Source organism: Petroclostridium sp. X23 (genome assembly GCF_030013905.1).
Lineage (GTDB): Bacteria > Bacillota > Clostridia > SK-Y3 > SK-Y3 > X23.
Map to the genome: position 1 here is coordinate 3,539,701 of NZ_CP124862.1, position 20,295 is coordinate 3,559,995.

At 40.5% G+C, this 20,295-nt stretch carries 14 protein-coding genes and 1 other annotated feature; of the genes, 10 read left to right on the plus strand and 4 right to left on the minus strand.

Annotated elements, in window-relative coordinates:
- Positions 1-84: 84 nt before the first annotated feature.
- The 3 genes from QKW49_RS16650 to QKW49_RS16660 form a co-directional block, all read right to left on the minus strand.
- The gene (locus QKW49_RS16650; protein WP_282863791.1) at positions 85-288 is read right to left on the minus strand and encodes a hypothetical protein; all 204 of its coding nucleotides are present in this window, start codon (positions 286-288) and stop codon (positions 85-87) included.
- A gap of 101 nt (positions 289-389) precedes the next feature.
- The gene (locus QKW49_RS16655; RefSeq protein WP_282863792.1) at positions 390-665 is read right to left on the minus strand and encodes a metalloregulator ArsR/SmtB family transcription factor; all 276 of its coding nucleotides are present in this window, start codon (positions 663-665) and stop codon (positions 390-392) included.
- 202 nt (positions 666-867) lie between these two features.
- Positions 868-3,333 carry a CoA-disulfide reductase gene (locus QKW49_RS16660; RefSeq protein ID WP_282863793.1) on the minus strand — a complete coding sequence of 822 codons (2,466 nt, stop codon included), beginning with the start codon at positions 3,331-3,333 and terminating at the stop codon, positions 868-870.
- Between the two features lie 240 nt (positions 3,334-3,573).
- Between QKW49_RS16660 and QKW49_RS16665 the strand changes: the two genes are divergently transcribed.
- A complete protein-coding gene (locus tag QKW49_RS16665) occupies positions 3,574-4,845 on the plus strand; it encodes an FAD-dependent oxidoreductase (RefSeq protein ID WP_282863794.1) in 1,272 nt (423 codons plus the stop codon).
- 740 nt (positions 4,846-5,585) lie between these two features.
- Here QKW49_RS16665 and glgP read toward each other — a convergent pair.
- Complete coding sequence (glgP, locus tag QKW49_RS16670; RefSeq protein WP_282863795.1) at positions 5,586-8,177, minus strand: alpha-glucan family phosphorylase; 2,592 nt, start codon at positions 8,175-8,177, stop codon at positions 5,586-5,588.
- Positions 8,178-8,579: 402 nt separating this feature from the next.
- On the opposite strand from glgP, the gene rpmG reads away from it, so the two are divergent.
- From rpmG to rpoC, 9 genes are all read left to right on the plus strand, one after another.
- A complete protein-coding gene (rpmG, locus tag QKW49_RS16675) occupies positions 8,580-8,729 on the plus strand; it encodes a 50S ribosomal protein L33 (RefSeq protein ID WP_282863796.1) in 150 nt (49 codons plus the stop codon).
- Between the two features lie 119 nt (positions 8,730-8,848).
- A complete protein-coding gene (secE, locus tag QKW49_RS16680) occupies positions 8,849-9,073 on the plus strand; it encodes a preprotein translocase subunit SecE (RefSeq protein WP_282863797.1) in 225 nt (74 codons plus the stop codon).
- 37 nt (positions 9,074-9,110) lie between these two features.
- Entirely contained in the window at positions 9,111-9,632 is a 522-nt protein-coding gene (gene nusG, locus QKW49_RS16685) for a transcription termination/antitermination protein NusG (protein WP_282863798.1), read from the plus strand.
- A gap of 282 nt (positions 9,633-9,914) precedes the next feature.
- Positions 9,915-10,340 (plus strand): 50S ribosomal protein L11, encoded by a 426-nt coding sequence (gene rplK, locus QKW49_RS16690; protein WP_282863799.1) that lies wholly within the window; start codon positions 9,915-9,917, stop codon positions 10,338-10,340.
- Positions 10,341-10,438: 98 nt separating this feature from the next.
- The gene (gene rplA, locus QKW49_RS16695) at positions 10,439-11,134 is read left to right on the plus strand and encodes a 50S ribosomal protein L1 (protein WP_282863800.1); all 696 of its coding nucleotides are present in this window, start codon (positions 10,439-10,441) and stop codon (positions 11,132-11,134) included.
- 108 nt (positions 11,135-11,242) lie between these two features.
- Positions 11,243-11,414 (plus strand) — a sequence feature (ribosomal protein L10 leader region).
- A gap of 105 nt (positions 11,415-11,519) precedes the next feature.
- A complete protein-coding gene (gene rplJ / locus QKW49_RS16700) occupies positions 11,520-12,056 on the plus strand; it encodes a 50S ribosomal protein L10 (RefSeq protein WP_282863801.1) in 537 nt (178 codons plus the stop codon).
- 192 nt (positions 12,057-12,248) lie between these two features.
- Positions 12,249-12,632 (plus strand): 50S ribosomal protein L7/L12, encoded by a 384-nt coding sequence (gene rplL, locus QKW49_RS16705; RefSeq protein WP_282863802.1) that lies wholly within the window; start codon positions 12,249-12,251, stop codon positions 12,630-12,632.
- A 313-nt stretch (positions 12,633-12,945) separates the two neighbouring features.
- Complete coding sequence (gene rpoB / locus QKW49_RS16710) at positions 12,946-16,683, plus strand: DNA-directed RNA polymerase subunit beta (RefSeq protein WP_282863803.1); 3,738 nt, start codon at positions 12,946-12,948, stop codon at positions 16,681-16,683.
- Positions 16,684-16,700: 17 nt separating this feature from the next.
- Entirely contained in the window at positions 16,701-20,216 is a 3,516-nt protein-coding gene (gene rpoC / locus QKW49_RS16715; RefSeq protein ID WP_282863804.1) for a DNA-directed RNA polymerase subunit beta', read from the plus strand.
- The last annotated feature ends 79 nt before the right edge of the window (positions 20,217-20,295 follow it).

Genomic DNA, 20,295 nt, shown 5'->3' on the forward strand with positions numbered 1-20,295 from the left:
TTGACCGCCCGCATAGGTAGTCAGCGGTATTCACAAACGGTCAATAACCTCCCCCACAGCAGTTGTCCGTCAAGGCAAAAATTTTTATTGTACGTCATAAGAGAAAGGATATACCTGCTCCGGCGTTTTGCCAAATTTTGAGGCAAATCTATGAGCATCAACTTCTTCCACCATGTTGTCTCCTTTGTGGATTTTTACATTCCAAACTTCATTTCCTTTTTCGATTAATAAATCGGCATCGTAGGTTGTACCATCTGCAAATCTTATTTTCCCGGTTTTCCAAGGCATAAATCGTACTCCTTTCGACTTTAAATATTTTTTTACACATATAATCTTTCTCTTATTTTTAAAGTTTTATCCTATAAATGCATAAAAAAATAAAGATACTATTATTCAAATAGTACCTTCATGATCTTTCGCACATCTTCATTGATTACTTTATAGCAGATTTCCAACCCATTGCGTTCCCCCTCGATGATTCCGGCTGCCTTCAACTTTCCAAGATGCTGGGATATGGTAGATTGGGGAAGGTTAAGGCATTCCTGCATTTTAGTGACATTGCATTGGTTTTCGATCAATCCTTTCACAATGCACAGCCTAACCGGATGAGCAAGCGCTTTCAGTATTTCACTTTTGCCGTTATAATCTTTACTAATTTCCATCATATATCCAACTTTCACAATCAGATTTGATCAGCCTATAGGCACAACTAAACTTATTATAGTAGGGGCAGGCCTTGTGTCTGCCCGATATATAACATTTGTATGAGGGCAGACACAAGGCCTGCCCCTACATTTACACCCTGTACTATTGAAGCCATTTTCGCCATGCTTGGATGGACAAGGTCGCTCTACATCTATATTCCACTTATATAAACAAATTCGTATCTGCGGATTCTGCCGCACCAAGGTAAGAAGCTACGCCGCCGATTTCAATACCATCAATCAGTTCTTCTTCTTTAATCCCCATCACATCCATGGACATACTGCATGCCACGATTCTGATTCCCTGGGCTTTTGCGTGATCAATGAGATCTTCAAGGGAGGATACATTTTTCTTATTCATAATGTATCTTATCATTTTACCGCCCATGCCGCCCATATTCATCTTGGACAATGTGAGCTTTTTTGAGCCCCTTGGCATCATCATCCCGAACATGGACTCAAGGATGTTCTTTCTGACATTTATTTTATTATGTTTTCTCAATATATTCAATCCCCAAAAAGTGAAAAACATCGTAACTTTTCTGCCCATCGCTGCCGCACCATTTGCAATGATAAAAGAAGCAATGGCTTTATCAAGGTCTCCGCTGAATACGACCATCGTTTTATCATTTCCTGAGCTGATTGCCGGATTATTTACTTCATCAATTCTTTTTTTTTTAATATACGCTTTAATATTCTTATCCTCTTTGGTTACCTTAATCAACTGATGTCCGGTCCGTTCACACCATGTCTTAATATCGGTTCCGAAAGCGGGATCTGTTGCGCTGACTTCCAATACCTGGCCTACGTTCATGGAAGCCAATGAGTTGTTTACCTGCATAATAGGGCCGGGACATTGCAGGCCGCAGGCATCCAAATGAATATCCGCCACGGAATCGCAGTTTTCAGGGCTTGGGTCGGACGCATGAATTAAGTCGGCATTATCAATTTTTTCATAATCATAGATGTCATGGTTTCCTTGTTTTTGTATAGCAGGAAAATAAGTCTTGTATCCGCCGCTAAGATTCTTTACATTGCTATAACCGTTCTGGGTAAGAATTCTGCATGCAAGATATCCTCTAAGGCCTACCTGACAGAAAATAATAATTTCCTTGTTCTTCGGAATTTCACTTAATCTTTCCCTAAGCTGGTCCACGGGAATATTCACTGCACCTTCAATGGTACCCATCGCGAACTCCAGTGGTGTTCTAACGTCTACCAGCATGGATGTTGCAGTATCCAAAGCGGCGATTTCATGCCAGTGAATGATTGAAACATCATTTTTCAAGATATTGGAAGCTGCGTAACCGGCCATGTTTACAGGGTCTTTGGCAGACGAAAATGGAGGTGCGTAAGAAAGCTCCAGCTTTTCCAAATCATATACTGTCATGCCGGCACGAATAGCGGTCGCAATGACATCAATACGTTTTTCCACACCATCATAGCCTACAGCCTGTGCGCCCAAGACCTTGCCGTCTTTAGGAGAAAATAGTAATTTAAGTGATATAGGCATAGCATTAGGATAATATCCCGCATGGGAAGCTGAGTGGGTAAAAGATTTCTCATAAGGAATATTAAATCTTTTCAGTACCTTTTCATTATTCCCTGTTGAAGCAACCGTCATATCAAATACCTTAAGGACGGAGGTACCTTGTGTACCTTCATATTCCTCAGAGATACCGCAAATATTGTTGGCTGCGATTCTACCCTGTTTGTTCGCAGGCCCTGCAAGAGGAATCAGCGCAGCATTGCCATTCATATAATCTGCAACTTCGATGGCATCTCCTACGGCGTAAATATCCGGATCGGAAGTTTTTAAAGTCTTATCTACCCGGATACCGCCGCGTTCACCAAGAGTAAGTCCTGCTTTTTTTGCCAGTGCTACTTCAGGACGTACGCCAATACCCAATACGACCATATCGGTCTTGATCTCTTTACCGCTGTTGAGTTTTACAGTAGAGTATTTGGACTGATGTGACATTGCGTCCACACCGTCTTCAAGGTAAAATTCCACACCTTTTTCTTTCAGATGAGCATGCACAAGCGCCGCCATCTCGTAATCAATAGGCCCGATGACCTGGTTGGCCAATTCCACTACCGTTACCGCGATACCTCTTTCATGAAGGTTCTCGGCAATTTCAAGCCCTATAAAGCCACCACCGACAACAACAGCTCTCTTAGGTTTTTTGTTATCAACAAAATCCTTGATGGCATAAGTATCGGGAATATTTCTTAATGTAAACACATTTTCCGCGTTAATGCCTTCAATATTTGGTTTGATGGGTGCAGCACCCGGTGAAAGAATCAATTTATCGTATTTTTCGGTATAAGTTTTATTATTCTTTGAATCATATACCTCTACTTGCTTCTTTTGTGTATCTATTGCTGTAACTTCGCTGAATACCCTAACATCGATATTGAACCTTTGCTTCATTCCCTCAGGCGTTTGTACCAAAAGCTTCTCTTTTTCTTTGATGACTTCTCCAATGTAATAAGGGAGGCCGCAGTTTGCAAACGAGATATGCTCTCCTCTCTCAAATAATACAATCTCACACTTTTCATCGATACGTCTTAGACGTGCTGCAGCACTTGCGCCGCCGGCAACGCCGCCTACAATTAAAACTTTCATAACCGTCACTCCTTTTGATAGTATATCTTTATATTTATATATTACAATATTACGATATAGTTGTCAATGTTAATTTATTAACATTGAGTAAAATAATTTAAACAATGTTCATTCCACTAAAATAACCGTATTTGGATATACTTATAGATAAAGAACCATAGAAGTATATTTAATATCAATATGCTGATTTATACGACAAAATATACATGGATATTTTTTGACGTAAGGAGTGAGTTTGGAATGGATAGAGTAATTGTCATCGGTGCCGGGTGGGCAGGATGTGCCGCAGCACTGCAGGCGGCTAAAGGTGGAGCCGATGTTGTACTGCTTGAAAGAACAGATATGATTTTGGGTACCGGTTTGGTGGGCGGAATCATGAGAAATAACGGAAGATTTACAGCAACTGAAGAAATGATTGCAATGGGCGGCGGAGAACTGTTTAAAGTTTGTGATAACACTTCAAGGCATACAGGTATCACATTTCCCGGACATAAGCATGCAAGCCTATATGATGTGAGCAGGATCGAGGGTGCGGTTATAATCATGCTGATGAAATATGGGGTAAAAATTCATTATAACAGCAGAGTGGGGCTTGCCCACATGAAAAATAGAAAGATTATAACCGTAACCACTAATAAAGAAGATACATTTGAAGGAGATGTGTTCATAGATACCACAGGTACGGCAGGTCCGATTCACAATTGCGTCAAATACGGGAACGGGTGCGCGATGTGTATTATACGATGCCCAAGCTTTGGCGGCCGTATCAGTCTAACTGACGCGGCAGGTGTAAAAGAAATCATCGGAACCAAGAAAGATGGATCGTTCGGAGCGATGAGTGGGTCATGCAAGCTATACAAAGAATCTTTATCAGACGAAATAGTACAGGAACTAAATGAAAAGGGAGTCGTGATGGTAGCTATTCCAGAGCATCTGTGTCCGCAAGACACTCTATCTAAAAAAGCCTGTCAGCAATATGCTTTGCAAGAGTATGCTGCCAACATTATCTTACTGGATACAGGGCATGCAAAGCTCATGTCGCCCTATATTCCATTGGATCGGCTCAGAAGCATACCGGGATTTGAAAGGGCCAGATATGCGGATCCGTATGCGGGGGGGTTAGGAAACTCCATGAGGTATATCGGAATGGCACCGAGGGACAACAGTCTAAAGGTAGAAGGGGCGGATAATTTATTCTGCGCCGGGGAAAAAGCCGGACTGCTGGTAGGACACACCGAGGCGATTTGTACCGGAGTATTGGCAGGTTACAATGCGGTGCGTTATGCATTGGGACAACAACGAATGGAGCTACCTGTTGAAACAGCAGTAGGAGACGCCATTGCCTACGTAAAAAAAGAAATGCAAACCGAAGAAGGCCTCACAAAAAAATACACCTTCTCAGGATCAGTCTACTTTGAACGGATGAAGCAAAGAGATCTTTATACCACCGACCCGCAGGCGATTCAACAAAAGATTGAGAAAGTGGGATTGTTAGATGTTTTTAATCACTGAATAGAAAAATAATGGACAATGGACGAAATCAATGGACAATGTACAATGGACAATGACATGTCTCGGGAGAACGTGACTCTATTGAAAAAAATATTAAATTTGATAGGTACATGTAGTGGCAGGCCTTGTGTCTGCCAGAAATATGTAGATGATTGGCGATGGCAGACACAAGGCCTGCCACTACAAAAGAATGGAGCATACTTGATGGGTCACATTCCTTTTGAGTGCTATATAAGTTGAATTAAATAATTGGATATTGCAAGTCAACGGAACGCCACGGGGGGCGTTCCCTACGAATTGAAAATCATGTATGAATGGAATTTGGTGTTCTATGTAGGGAACGGCCCCTGTGCCGTTCCGATTCAAATGTTTAATTCAACTTATATAGCATGAACTTTATTAAAGATATTGGACAAGTAGCATGACGTATAAAAAATGGTTGCCCGAAATACAGAATTCATTTGTTGTAAAATATAAAGAGTCATTCAAGGTTATTGCTCTAACCCTGAATGACTTTTTCGCTGTAATAAAAAACATCTCACACTAAAACACACATCATACTTCAAATGAATATCAATGTTCGCATACCATCATTGTCCATTGTCCAATGTCCATTGTACATTCACCAGATAGTCCATTGTACATTGAGCAAACGCTCCATTGTACACTCATACTACCCACCAATTATTCACTATTCACTATTCACTATTCACTATTCACTATTAATTATTCACTAAAAATTAGTGTAGCGTTTGCTCGTTGTGGTCCACCCATTTAATCAATCCTACATCATATTCGCTTACCAGCTCGGAATGATATGGAAGAATTCTGAACGTATACCCATATTCTCCGCCGGTATCCATGTGTATGGACCCTCTGTAATGATAGATATTGTTTCCTTTATCACCCTGAAGTTCCATAATTCCTATTTCCGGCTGCTCGATCAACCCGTCTCTGCCGATCTTTCCGTAGTATACCTCAACCCTAACGTTATCAGGGTCGATATTTCCAAGATGTACCGTTGTGCTGAGTTCAATCGGACGTCCGGCAAATATTTTATGTTCCGAATGATAGTTTAGTTTTCTATCAGGAATAATCTTAATCTGATTCCACTGGTTTTGTATTTGTGATTTCCATTGTGTCAGCTGCCGGGCAAGTGCGTAATGGTCTTTACTGATTTCTTCATTTTTTCGTATTGCCGGAGCATAGTATTCATTGGTATAATCCTGAACCATTCTTGCAGTGCTGAACACCGGTGCACATGTTCGGACGGACTCTTTCATCATCTGAATCCATCCGCTGGGAAGTCCTTTTTGGTTTCTTTGATAGTACATTGGAATAATTTGCTCTTCCAGTGTCGTGTATAGTGACTGTGAATCTATATTATCCTGATGTTCTACATCAGTGTAGTAATTCTCATCGCCAATGACCCAGCCATTATGATGGTTATAGCCTTCAACCCACCAACCGTCCAGTACACTGAAATTAATCACACCGTTTAGTGCGGCTTTCTGACCGCTTGTACCGCTGGCCTCAAGGGGTCTTCTAGGATTATTAAGCCAAATATCGACACCGGAGATGAGGTGGCCGGCCAGCTTCATATCATAGTTTTCAACCAGAACCACTTTTCCTTTAAACCCTTCCTGATGTGCCAAATCATGAATGTTTTTAATGAGTTCTTGGCCGGGATGGTCCGCCGGGTGTGCTTTACCTGCAAAGATAATTTGCATCGGCATCGCGGCATTATTAATAATTTTTTGCAGCCGTGTCATATTCCTGAAAATCAAAGTGGCTCTTTTATATGTCGCAAATCTTCTGGCAAAACCAATGGTGAGTGCGTTTGCATCCAGCATGTTATTGATTTCTTCAATTTTTTCATGAGGGGCTCCATTTCTCATTTCTTGTTTCTTAAGTCTTTCTCTTACAAAATTTATCATGTTTTGTTTGTTGGTTATATGTGTATTCCATAACTCCTCATCAGGAATATTACGAATATTGTTCCACATAAACGTATCCGGTATATTGTATATCCAGTCAGGTCCCAGATACTTGTTATATAGCCCTTTAAGCGAATCATTCAGCCATGTAGCGGTATGAATGCCGTTTGTAACAGATCCTATAGGAACTTCTTCTTCAGGAACATTCTTCCACACACTGTTGAAGATATTTCTGGATACCATACCATGCAATTTGCTTACGCCATTCCTTTGTCCCGTCATCTTAAGCGCTAAAACAGTCATATTAAACACATCTGAAGCATCTGCGCCATTATCTATGCCTAGTTCTAAAAATTGCTGACGGCTAATATTTAAAGCTGTCCACAGATTGCCAAAATATTTATCAATCAAATAAAGAGGAAATCTGTCGCTTCCGGCAGGAACAGGCGTATGGGTAGTGAAAACGGTAGCAGCGGCGGAGACTTCCTTGGCATCATGGAACGATAATCCTTCATTTTGGATAAGTTTGCGCATGATTTCCAAAGTACAAAACGCAGAATGTCCTTCATTTAAGTGATAAACTGCCGCTTGAATGCCTAAGGCATCCAACATCTTTATTCCACCCACCCCAAGCAATATTTCCTGAGAGATTCGCATTTCCTGATCTCCACCGTAAAGTGCGGAAGTGATATAGCGATCTTCCGAATTATTGTTAGAGATGTCGGTATCCAGTAAGTGTATTTTAATGCGACCGACATGAATTTCCCATATTTTCGCATACACAATCCTTCCGGGAAAATCTACAGATATAATAATATCGTTTCCATCTTGGGATTTAGTTGGTTGAACCGGCATTTGGGATAAATTATATCTTGAAAATTGAGCTTCCTGCCATCCTTCACGGTTAATATGCTGCTTAAAATATCCTTGTTTGTAGAGAAGACCTATGCCCACAAAGGGCAATCCTAAATCGCTTGCAGACTTACAGTGATCACCTGAAAGTACACCCAGACCGCCGGAATATATCGGAAGAATTTCGTGAAGTCCGTATTCAGCAGAAAAATATGCAATTTTATGGTCTTTCATATTAGAATAATTTTTATCGAACCACGTATCGTGAGAATTCATATAAGTGTCAAATTCATTTAAAAAACCATCATATTTTTGAAGATACTCCTTAGCATTTGACGCGTCTATCAGTTTTTTACTGCTTACCTGCTGAAGGAATAATACCGGATTTTCTTCACATTCTACCCAAAGCTTAGGATCTATGGATTTAAAAACTTCCAATACATACGTATTCCATGACCACCAGAGGTTATATGCCAAATCATTTAAGCGGTTAATTCTTTCAGGCAATTTTGGCACTACTGTGATTTTCTCATATACATACATGTCTTGTTCCACTCCTTATCGTTTCTTTGCAATGCAAAAACTAATAATAGTTTTAACAAGGGTTAGGGGAATTATTATAATATATTCAACTTTTTATTTAGTGTTCTTCTTTAGAAGTCAATAATTTACCTTGTAATTTTTAATTGCATAAAAAACTTGACGAAATAAGATAAATATGATATATTGATTATTGCTTTCCATAGGTCTTTTTTTTATGCGCAAATATTTTTAACAATTAATTACTAACTATAATGTAATTATTATTTTTAATAATTTAACAAATATATGTAAAGACCTAATCCAGTCCAGAAGCGGGGCGTGGTTCTAAAGAATATTAATACTGTGAACCGTGAGCTGTGAACTGTGAACTGTGAACTAACAAGATTTTTAGGAGGTGCCAGCATGAGAGTAAGAGTTACGTTAGCTTGTAGTGAGTGCAAACAAAGAAATTATAACACCATGAAGAATAAGAAGAACGACCCTGATAGACTTGAAATGAACAAGTACTGCAGATTCTGTAGAAAACATACTGCTCATAAAGAAACAAAATAGTATTTCCTCATTATTTAAGTGTAAAACACTTGAAGATTTGTCAATACTATTTATAGGACTATCTGGATAGTTTACTTATGAGGAAGAGTATCAACAAATAAAGAGGAAGTGAAGATACGATGGCTGAAGTTGCAAAGCAATCAAAAAAGAATATTTCCTTCTCCAGAATGATGAAGTACTTTAGAGAAGTTAGAGCGGAAATGAAAAAAGTTACATGGCCAACATGGAGCCAAGTTAGAAATAATACACTTGTTGTTATTCTGTCTATCATTGTAGTAGGTGTTGTTATTTGGACTCTCGATGTTATTTTTGGAGAGGCTTTAAACTATCTCTTAAATAGATAAGAAGGAGGAATGGAAGCTCATCTAGCTTCTTAGGCTTATGACAGATAATGCAAAATGGTATGTTGTTCACACATATTCCGGATACGAAAACAAGGTAAAGGCGAATATTGAAAAACTTGTAGAAAACCGCGGATTAGGCGATCAGATTCTTGAAGTTCAAGTGCCGATGGAAGAAGTGATTGAAACAAAGGACAACAAGAAGAAGGCTGTAATGAAAAAAGTTTTTCCCGGATATGTATTGATTAATATGATAATGACAGATGAAACCTGGTACGTAGTTCGGAATACACGTGGTGTAACCGGATTTGTAGGCCCTGGTTCCAAACCTGTGCCTCTGTCAGAAGAGGAAGTAAAAGCCATGGGTGTTGAAGTGGGTCTTCCAACCTTTGAATATGAAGTTGGAGAAAGCGTTAAAGTCATTTCCGGGCCTCTTGAGAATTTTATTGGAGTTATAGAAGAGATAAATCTTGAGAAGAAAAAAATCAGAGTTTCGGTATCCATGTTTGGGCGTGAAACTCCGGTTGAATTGGAATTTGATCAGATTGAAGGACTACACTGATTTAGTTGAATGTACAATGTACAATGTACAATACTAGTTCGTGCATAGTATAGTTTGTTCTCTATCTTTGTGAAATTATTATAAAGTGTTTGTTTTTTTAGATATTTTTAGTAATTGTATATTGTACATTGTCCATTGTACATTGTCCATTACTAATAATATACATGGGAGGATGAGGAGGAATACTCCGAAATTTGCTCCCGGTTTTCGGTAGCAATGCTACTGTAAGTGGGAGGGTGTATAGCCCGCCATACCACATTGTGTTATAAGGAGGTGCAAACAATGGCAAAGAAAGTTACAGGTTTTATTAAATTACAAATACCTGCAGGTAAAGCAACACCAGCGCCGCCGGTTGGTCCGGCTCTTGGTCAGCATGGGGTAAACATTATGGCATTTTGTAAGGAGTTTAACGAAAAAACTGCTAAGGACACAGGACTGATTATTCCTGTTGTTATCAGTGTATATCAGGACAGATCCTTTACGTTTATTACTAAAACTCCGCCGGCTGCGGTTTTACTTAAAAAAGCATGTAAAATTGAAAGCGGATCCGGTGTGCCGAATAAGACGAAAGTTGCTAAGATTACCAAAGACGCTCTCAGACAGATTGCTGAGCAAAAAATGCCTGACTTAAATGCAGCAAGTGTAGAAGCTGCTATGAGCATGATTGCCGGAACAGCAAGAAGCATGGGCATCGTAGTTGAAGACTAATAGTCTTAGTCATTGTACATTGTGCATTGTACATTGTACATTTTATGTAAGTGGGAGGAATAATATTCCGTATTAACCACAGAAGGAGGATATTTGTAGTGAAAAAAGGAAAGAAATATTTAGAAAGCGCAAAGCTTGTAGATAAAGCTAAACTGTATGATCCTGCAGAAGCTTTGAGCATAATACCACAGGTATCAAAGGCAAAATTTGATGAAACTGTAGAAGCGCATATTAAATTGGGTGTAGACTCAAGGCATGCGGATCAACAGGTTAGAGGTGCTGTTGTTTTACCTCATGGAACAGGTAAAACTGTAAGAGTGCTTGTATTCGCTAAAGGAGACAAAGCGAAAGAAGCTGAGGAAAATGGTGCTGATTTTGTAGGTGCTGAAGACCTCGTTACAAAGATTCAAGGTGAAAACTGGTTTGAATTTGATGTTGTTGTTGCTACTCCGGATATGATGGGTGTAGTAGGTAGATTAGGTAGAGTCCTTGGTCCAAAAGGTTTGATGCCTAACCCTAAAGCAGGAACCGTTACAATGGACGTAGCGAAAGCGATTAAAGATATCAAAGCTGGTAAGATTGAATATAGATTGGATAAAACAAATATTATCCACTGTCCTATCGGAAAAGTTTCTTTTGGTCAGGAAAAGCTTTCCGATAACTTCCACACTTTAATGGAAGCGATCGTAAAGGCAAAACCTTCTGCTGCAAAAGGACAATACCTGAGAAGTGTAGTAGTAGCTTCTACCATGGGACCGGGAATAAAAATCAATCCGACAAGAGTATCCGAATAAAGAATAATGGACATTGTACAATGTACAATGGACAATGTTTTTGGTTTACAGTAAATGGATAGTTTTTGGGGTTGACAGACTTATAAATTAATGCTATATTAAATAAGCATAAATTGAATATTCAATCCGTAGACAGTAGGTGCGTAAGCTTAATAGTTGATCATCCTACCGAGGACATATATAAATGTTGAGATTCACAGAAAGACTTATGTCTGGACGTTAATAAGATATTTTAAAGGTTCTCTATATCTACGGATAGAGAACCTTTTTATATTTCCTGGAGATGTACAATCACATGCAGTTATGAATACAGTAGTGAGTTGAAGCAAAATCATTGTCCATTGTACATTGTCCATTGTACATTTGATCGACGGGAGGTGTTGGGATGCCAAGTGAAAAAATTCTTGAGCAAAAAAAGGAAGCCGTTCAACAACTGGTTGAGAAGTTAAAAAGTGCTAGTTCCGGTGTTTTGGTTGACTATAGGGGATTGACTGTAGAACAGGATACAGACCTTAGAAATGAGCTGAGAAAAGCAGGTGTTGAATATAAAGTTGTAAAAAACACTTTAACAAGATTTGCTGCTAACGAAACCGGTTATGAAGCTTTAGATCCGTTCTTACATGGGCCTACTTCATTAGCATTAACCTATGAAGATCCGGTCGCAGCTGCGAAGGTATTAAGCGAGTTCGCGAAGAAGAACGATAAGCTGGAAATCAAAGCCGGTTTTGTTGACGGAAAAGTTATTGACGTTAATGGGGTTAAAGCATTAGCTGAATTGCCGCCTAAGGAAGTACTTATTGCAAAGGTATTGGGAGGATTCAATGCTCCGATATCCGGCTTCGTAAATGTTCTTAACGGTAATTTAAGAGGTCTTGCAGTTGCGTTGAATGCGATCGCAGAAAAGAAAGCAGCAGGCGAGTAAGGCAGTGAATAACGAATAGTAAATAATGAATAGTGACCGGTCCACTTAAAGTGTGTGTACAATGCTATTAATTGTTAGCTATTAACCAAGTAAAAAATCATAGTGAATCAGTGCTCATCAGAGGATAGAGCGATAATACTATTCACTATTAATTATTAACTATTAATTAAAAAAAGTCGGAGGTAATTTAAAATGGCAAGTGAAAAAGTTACAAAATTAATTGAAGATGTTAAGGTGTTAACAGTATTAGAATTATCAGAATTGGTAAAAGCTTTAGAAGAAGAATTCGGCGTATCTGCAGCAGCTCCTGTAGCTGTAGCAGCTGGTCCGGTAGTTGGTGCAGCAGCACCTGCAGCTGAAGAACAGACTGAATTTACTGTTGTTCTTGCCAGTGCCGGAGCTGAAAAGATTAAAGTTATCAAAGTTGTAAGAGAATTAACAGGCTTAGGCTTAAAAGAAGCTAAAGAATTAGTAGATGGCGCACCAAAGCCGGTTAAAGAAAATGTATCTAAAGAAGAAGCAGAATCCATGAAAGCAAAACTTTCAGAAGTTGGAGCAACTGTTGAAGTAAAATAGTAAAGAAAAGCAATAAAAAAGCACCTCGAAAGAGGTGTTTTTTTTATTTTAAAAAGTTATTGACTAATTGATGATAATATGTTAAAATTACTACTTGCATTGTAGTCAATTGCTATACACGCTATAGTGCCATATTAAATTGTCGATTTTACTACATAAATTATATCATAAATGAATAACCAAGGCAATAATTGTTAATAATATTTTAGTGTTGCTAAAAATTGATATCTAGCTATAATTTATGTAGTTTTATAAAAAATATACTAAATCATTGATAAAACCCCCCTAAAAATAAAATGAGGTGATCTAAAGTATGGTACATCCCGTGCAACTTGGAAGAAATGTCAGAATGAGCTATTCGAAAATTGATGAAGTATTGGACATGCCAAATCTTATAGAAGTTCAGAAGAACTCCTATAAATGGTTTCTTGAAGAAGGGTTGAGAGAAGTATTTAGAGATGTATCACCCATCACTGACTACACAGGTAATCTAATTCTGGAGTTTGTTGATTATTCTCTTGAAGACAATCCGAAATATTCGGTTGAAGAATGTAAGGAAAGAGATGCTACATATGCTGCACCGCTAAAAGTAAAAGTAAGACTTATCAATAAGGAAACCGGAGAAGTTAAAGAGCAGGAAATATTCATGGGGGACTTTCCGCTTATGACTGACCAGGGGACGTTCATTATTAATGGCGCTGAGAGAGTTATCGTCAGCCAGTTGGTAAGGTCGCCGGGGATTTACTATGCTATGCAGTTTGACAAAGTGGGTAAGAAATTGTTCTCGGCCACAGTGATTCCGAATAGGGGTGCGTGGTTGGAATATGAAAACGACTCTAATGATATCTTTTCAGTGAGAATAGATAGAACCAGAAAACTGCCGGTTACAGTATTGATCCGTGCATTAGGGTTTGGTTCGGATGTACAAATTGTTGACATTCTGGGTGAAGATGAAAGAATACTGACAACCATTGAAAAAGACAGTACAAAAACGGAAGAAGAAGGTTTGCTTGAAGTCTATAAAAGGTTAAGACCGGGTGAGCCTCCTACGGTTGAAAGCGCGAAATCTTTATTAAGCGGCTTATTCTTTGATGAAAAGAGGTATGACCTCGCAAAGGTAGGAAGATTCAAATTCAATAAAAAGATGGCAATTTCCGTAAGAATTAACAATCAACGCGCAGCAGAGGATATTATTGATCCTCAAACCGGAGAAATATTGGTTGAAGCAGGCAGCAGAATTGATAGAGTTACTGCGGAGCGTATACAAAATGCAGGTGTGAATGCCGTTAACGTTGATGTTGAAGGTAGAAAGGTCAAAGTACTGGGTAACGGTATGGTAGATCTTCAAGCACATGTGAGCTTTGATGTTACCGCTATTGGTATTACTGAAAAAGTGAAATATGATGTGTTAAAAACCATTTTGGATGAAAATTCATCTGAAGAGGATATTAAAAATGAGATCAAACAAAGAATCAATGAGTTGATTCCTAAACATATTACCATTGAAGATATCATGGCATCCATTAACTATAACAATAACCTTTCTTATAATATTGGTACTATAGATGATATTGACCATTTGGGTAACAGAAGATTGCGTTCTGTAGGGGAACTGCTGCAAAACCAATTTAGAATCGGATTAGCCAGAATGGAAAGAGTGGTTCGTGAAAGAATGACCATTCAGGATCTTGATATTGTAACACCGCAAGCGCTCATTAACATTCGTCCTGTGGCTGCTGCTATTAAGGAGTTCTTTGGAAGCTCCCAGTTGTCTCAGTTCATGGACCAGACCAATCCGCTGGCGGAACTAACACATAAGCGTAGATTGAGTGCCCTTGGTCCTGGAGGACTAAGCAGAGAAAGAGCCGGATTCGAAGTGCGTGACGTCCACCATTCTCACTACGGACGTATGTGCCCTATTGAAACGCCTGAAGGACCTAACATCGGTTTGATCAGTTCATTGAGTACATATGCGAGAATCAATGAATACGGTTTTATTGAGGCGCCATACAGACGGGTGGATAAAGAAGCCGGTATGGTTACCGATGAAATCGTTTATATGACTGCGGATATTGAAGATGAATATATTGTCGCACAGGCAAACGAGCCGCTGGATGAAGAAGGAAGATTTATTGATAAAAAGGTTACTGCAAGATTCAAGGAAGAAATCCTTGAAGTAGAAAGTGAAAAAGTTGACTTTATGGACGTTTCACCAAAACAGGTAGTGTCGGTAGCAACCGCCATGATCCCGTTCTTGGAAAATGATGATGCGAACCGTGCGCTGATGGGTTCGAACATGCAGCGTCAGGCTGTTCCACTATTGAGAACGGATTCTCCTATCGTAGGAACGGGAATGGAATATAAGGCAGCGAAAGATTCGGGCGTTGTTTTGCTGGCCAGAGAGGCGGGCATTGTTGAAAAGGCTTCTGCCAATGAAATTGTGATCCGGACGGAAAGCGGTAAACGGGATACTTATAAGCTGCTTAAATTTATGCGCTCCAACCAAGGAACATGTATAAATCAAAAGCCTATCGTGTCCAGAGGCGATAAAGTCCACAAGGGTGAAGTCATCGCGGATGGTCCTTCTACCGATAGAGGAGAAATCGGGCTAGGCAGAAATATATTAATCGGATTTATGACTTGGGAAGGCTATAATTATGAGGATGCGATTCTCATCAGTGAAAAGCTGGTTAGAGAAGATGTATTTACTTCTATTCATATCGAAGAATATGAATCTGAAGCAAGAGATACCAAACTGGGGCCTGAAGAGATCACCAGAGATATCCCTAATGTCGGTGAAGATGCGTTAAAAGACCTTGATGAAAGAGGAATTATCCGTATCGGTGCTGAGGTTAGATCGGGAGATATATTGGTAGGTAAGGTGACGCCAAAAGGGGAAACCGAGCTTACGGCTGAAGAAAGGCTGCTCAGAGCGATCTTCGGTGAAAAGGCTAGAGAAGTGAGAGATACTTCCTTAAGAGTACCTCACGGTGAAGCAGGAATTATCGTAGACGTGAAAGTATTTACCAGGGAAAATGGGGATGAACTGCCTCCGGGAGTAAATCAGTTGGTAAGATGCTATATCGCTCAAAAGAGAAAGATCTCTGTTGGTGATAAGATGGCTGGACGTCACGGAAATAAAGGTGTTATTTCCAGAATACTGCCGGAAGAGGATATGCCGTTCCTACCCGATGGCACACCTTTAGAAATCGTGCTTAATCCGCTGGGAGTACCTTCACGTATGAACATCGGTCAGGTACTTGAAGTTCACTTGGGCTATGCTGCGAAGGCATTAGGATGGAAGATTGCGACACCGGTATTTGACGGTGCGACAGAAGAAAATATCATGGAAACCCTTGTGAAGGCAGGATATGACCCGGATGGTAAGACAGTGTTATATGATGGACGAACAGGAGTACCATTTGATAATAGAGTAACGGTAGGATATATGTACATTCTCAAGCTGGCGCATCTTGTTGATGACAAGATCCATGCCCGTTCAACCGGTCCGTACTCGCTGGTAACACAGCAGCCGCTTGGTGGTAAAGCCCAGTTTGGAGGACAGAGATTCGGTGAGATGGAAGTATGGGCACTGGAAGCGTATGGCGCGGCTTATACACTGCAAGAAATTCTTACGGTCAAATCGGATGACGTTGTGGGCCGTGTAAAAACCTATGAAGCCATCGTAAAAGGTGAGAATGTGCCGGAGCCGGGTGTGCCGGAATCCTTCAAGGTATTAATTAAAGAGCTTCAAAGCTTAGGCTTGGATATCAAGGTACTTAGTGAAGAAAATCAGGAAATCGAGATTAAGGAATCGGTGGAAGATGAGCTTGAAGACCTGAGCGTGAACATCGAAGGCAGAGAAGATGAAGAGCCTCTTTATGATTATGATGATGATGCAAATGATTTTAATGAAGATGAAGTGCTCATTGATGACCTTGATATAGATGAATTGGAAAGTGTAAATAATCTCAATGAGGACCTTCCTGATGATATTTTTGAAGAGGATGACACCTCAGACGATATAGAAGATTTTGACGAAGAACTATAAGGAAGGGAGCTGAAGCCATGTTTGAGTTTAATAATTTCCAGGCAATTAAGATAGGTCTTGCATCTCCGGAAAAAATTCGTGAATGGTCCAAAGGTGAGGTAAAAAAACCTGAAACCATTAACTACAGGACGTTAAAACCTGAGAGAGACGGGCTGTTTTGTGAAAGAATCTTCGGACCTCAAAAAGACTGGGAATGCCATTGCGGTAAATACAAAAGAATCCGCTACAAAGGCATCGTTTGTGACCGTTGCGGTGTTGAGGTAACACGGTCGAAGGTTAGACGTGAACGTATGGGGCATATTGAGCTGGCTGCCCCTGTATCACATATATGGTATTTTAAAGGGATTCCGAGCAGAATGGGCTTGATCTTGGATATGTCACCCCGGGCATTGGAAAAAATCCTTTATTTTGCATCCTATGTAGTCATTGACGCAGGAAAAACACCTTTAATGAAAAAGCAGCTGCTTTCAGAAAAGGAATATAGAGACTCAATGGAGAAATACGGCAACAAATTTAAGGCCGGTATGGGCGCGGAAGCAATCAAAGACCTTCTGCAGGAAATCGAATTGGAATCACTTTCAAAAGAGTTAAGAAGAGATTTGAAAGATGCGTCAGGCCAGAAAAAAATAAGAACCATTAAGCGTCTTGAAGTTGTTGAAGCCTTCAGACAGTCAGGCAACAGACCGGAGTGGATGATCATGGATGTCGTGCCTGTTATTCCGCCGGAGCTTAGACCGATGGTACAATTAGATGGCGGTAGATTTGCCACTTCCGACCTTAATGATTTATATCGAAGAGTAATCAATAGAAATAACCGTTTAAAGAGACTGTTGGATTTAGGTGCGCCTGATATCATCGTAAGGAATGAGAAGAGAATGCTTCAGGAAGCTGTAGACGCGCTTATTGATAATGGCCGCAGAGGAAGACCGGTTACAGGACCGGGAAATAGACCTCTAAAATCACTGTCCGATATGCTAAAAGGAAAACAGGGACGTTTCAGACAGAACTTGTTGGGTAAGCGTGTTGACTACTCCGGGCGTTCGGTTATCGTTGTAGGCCCTGAACTTAAATTGTTCCAATGCGGTCTTCCGAAGGAAATGGCTCTGGAATTGTTTAAACCGTTTGTAATGAAGAAGCTGGTGAATGACGGTTTGGCACATAACATCAAGAGTGCCAAGAGAATGGTAGAAAGAGTAAAAAATGAAGTATGGGACGTATTGGAAGAGGTAATCAAAGAGCACCCGGTGCTGTTAAATCGTGCGCCTACACTGCATAGACTTGGTATACAAGCATTTGAACCGGTACTTGTTGAAGGTAGAGCGCTTAAGCTTCATCCTCTTGTATGTACCGCATATAATGCTGACTTTGACGGAGACCAGATGGCGGTTCACGTACCATTGTCTGCCGAAGCGCAGTCGGAAGCAAGGTTCCTCATGCTTTCAGCCAATAACCTGCTTAAGCCTCAGGATGGACGTCCGGTTGCCGTACCTACACAGGATATGGTATTGGGAAGCTACTATCTGACCCTTGAGAAAAAAGGCGACAAAGGAGAAGGGAAAATATTCTCCAACTTTAATGAAGCGATTTTAGCCTATGAAAGCGGAGTAGTCAGCCTGCATGCTGCCGTTAAAGTCAGAGTAAGAAAAATGATTGATGGAGAGCTAAAGAGTAAACTGATTGACGCAACAGTAGGAAGAATCTTATTCAATGAAGCGATTCCTCAGGATTTAGGATATGTAGATAGAACCGATCCTGACAAAATATTTGATTTGGAGATTAACTTCTTAGTCGATAAGAAGCCGTTAGGCAAGATTGTCGATAGATGTATAAGAACACATGGTACGACGGAGACAGCGATTGTTCTGGATAGAATTAAATCATTGGGCTTTAAGTATTCAACCCGGGGCGCGATTACCATCAGTGTATCCGATATGGAGATTCCGGGAGCCAAGAAAGACTTCCTTGCGCAGGCGGAAGAAAAGGTTGATAAGATTACCAAGCAGTATAAGAGAGGTCTTATCTCCGATGAAGAAAGATATAATCTTGTTATAGCAACTTGGAACCAGACCAGTGAGAGTGTTACTAATGCACTGATGGACCATTTGGACCGGTTCAATCCGATCTATATGATGGCGCATTCCGGTGCGAGAGGTAGTATCAACCAGATCCGTCAGTTGGCGGGGATGAGAGGTCTGATGGCGAATACATCAGGTCGTACCATAGAAATACCGATCAGAGCGAATTTCCGTGAAGGTCTGAATGTATTGGAATACTTCATATCCACTCATGGTGCCAGAAAAGGTTTGGCGGATACGGCGTTAAGAACAGCTGACTCGGGATACCTCACAAGAAGATTGGTAGATGTCAGTCAGGATGTTATTGTAAGAGAGATAGATTGCGGAACCACTGAAGGAATGGTACTTAAAGATATCAAAGACGGTAATGAGATCATAGAAGGCTTGGAGGATAGACTATTAGGCCGCTATACTATGGAAGATGTGCTGCACCCTGAAACAGGAGAAGTGATTGTTCCTAGCGGACATATGATGAGTGATGATGATGCCGCAAAAATCGTTAAAGCTAACGTTAAGAAAGTGAAGATACGTTCGGTGCTCACCTGTCATTCCAAATCCGGTGTATGCGCAAAATGCTATGGCTCCAACCTTGCTACCGGCGAAGAAGTAAATGTAGGCGAAGCGGTAGGTATTATCGCAGCCCAATCCATCGGTGAGCCCGGAACGCAGCTCACCATGAGAACCTTCCATACCGGCGGGGTTGCAGGGGATGATATCACACAGGGTCTACCTAGAGTAGAAGAACTATTTGAAGCCAGAAAACCTAAAGGATTGGCGATCGTTGCGGAAATACCCGGTACTGTGAAGAATAGTGAATCCAAGAAGAAAAGAGAGATCATTATTTCTAATAATGAAACCGGAGAATCTAAGACATATCTCATCCCTTACGGTTCAAGAATCAAGGTAGCCGATGGCGATGTAGTAGAAGCAGCGGACGAATTAACCGAAGGTTCGGTAAATCCGCATGATATATTAAAGATCAAGGGACGGCAGGCTGTGCAGGCATATATGATCCAGGAAGTACAGCGAGTGTACAGACTCCAGGGTGTTGATATCAATGACAAGCATATCGAAGTCATTGTAAGACAGATGCTTCGTAAGGTGAAGCTTGATGAATCGGGAGATACCGACCTGTTAATCGGCAGCTTGGTAGATATGTTTGAATTTGAACAAAAGAACAATGAAGCTTTGGAACAAGGACTTGAACCTGCCCAAGGCGGTCGTGTACTGCTTGGTATCACCAAAGCATCTCTGGCGACCGAGTCCTTCCTATCAGCGGCATCTTTCCAGGAAACCACACGGGTACTTACGGAAGCCGCGATAAAAGGAAAGATAGATCCTCTTGTAGGGTTGAAAGAAAATGTTATTATCGGTAAACTTGTTCCCGCAGGAACAGGTATGACGCGATACAGAGATATAAGCATCGAATCTGTCGAAGAGCCGCTGGTAATCGAATAAATTTACAATCGGTTCAGGATATAAATGTAGGGGCAGGCCTTGTGTCTGCCCTTATGCTTTTTTCTCAACAAAACCCTTG

What these genes read in the sequence shown, in the direction of transcription:
- QKW49_RS16650 (WP_282863791.1), bottom strand. Translation starts at nt 288, where the DNA reads ATGCCTTGGAAAACCGGGAAAATAAGATTTGCAGATGGTACAACCTAC.
- QKW49_RS16655 (WP_282863792.1), bottom strand. Translation starts at nt 665, where the DNA reads ATGATGGAAATTAGTAAAGATTATAACGGCAAAAGTGAAATACTGAAA.
- QKW49_RS16660 (WP_282863793.1), bottom strand. Translation starts at nt 3,333, where the DNA reads ATGAAAGTTTTAATTGTAGGCGGCGTTGCCGGCGGCGCAAGTGCTGCA.
- QKW49_RS16665 (WP_282863794.1), top strand. Translation starts at nt 3,574, where the DNA reads ATGGATAGAGTAATTGTCATCGGTGCCGGGTGGGCAGGATGTGCCGCA.
- glgP (WP_282863795.1), bottom strand. Translation starts at nt 8,177, where the DNA reads ATGTATGTATATGAGAAAATCACAGTAGTGCCAAAATTGCCTGAAAGA.
- rpmG (WP_282863796.1), top strand. Translation starts at nt 8,580, where the DNA reads ATGAGAGTAAGAGTTACGTTAGCTTGTAGTGAGTGCAAACAAAGAAAT.
- secE (WP_282863797.1), top strand. Translation starts at nt 8,849, where the DNA reads ATGGCTGAAGTTGCAAAGCAATCAAAAAAGAATATTTCCTTCTCCAGA.
- nusG (WP_282863798.1), top strand. Translation starts at nt 9,111, where the DNA reads ATGACAGATAATGCAAAATGGTATGTTGTTCACACATATTCCGGATAC.
- rplK (WP_282863799.1), top strand. Translation starts at nt 9,915, where the DNA reads ATGGCAAAGAAAGTTACAGGTTTTATTAAATTACAAATACCTGCAGGT.
- rplJ (WP_282863801.1), top strand. Translation starts at nt 11,520, where the DNA reads ATGCCAAGTGAAAAAATTCTTGAGCAAAAAAAGGAAGCCGTTCAACAA.
- rplL (WP_282863802.1), top strand. Translation starts at nt 12,249, where the DNA reads ATGGCAAGTGAAAAAGTTACAAAATTAATTGAAGATGTTAAGGTGTTA.
- rpoB (WP_282863803.1), top strand. Translation starts at nt 12,946, where the DNA reads ATGGTACATCCCGTGCAACTTGGAAGAAATGTCAGAATGAGCTATTCG.
- rpoC (WP_282863804.1), top strand. Translation starts at nt 16,701, where the DNA reads ATGTTTGAGTTTAATAATTTCCAGGCAATTAAGATAGGTCTTGCATCT.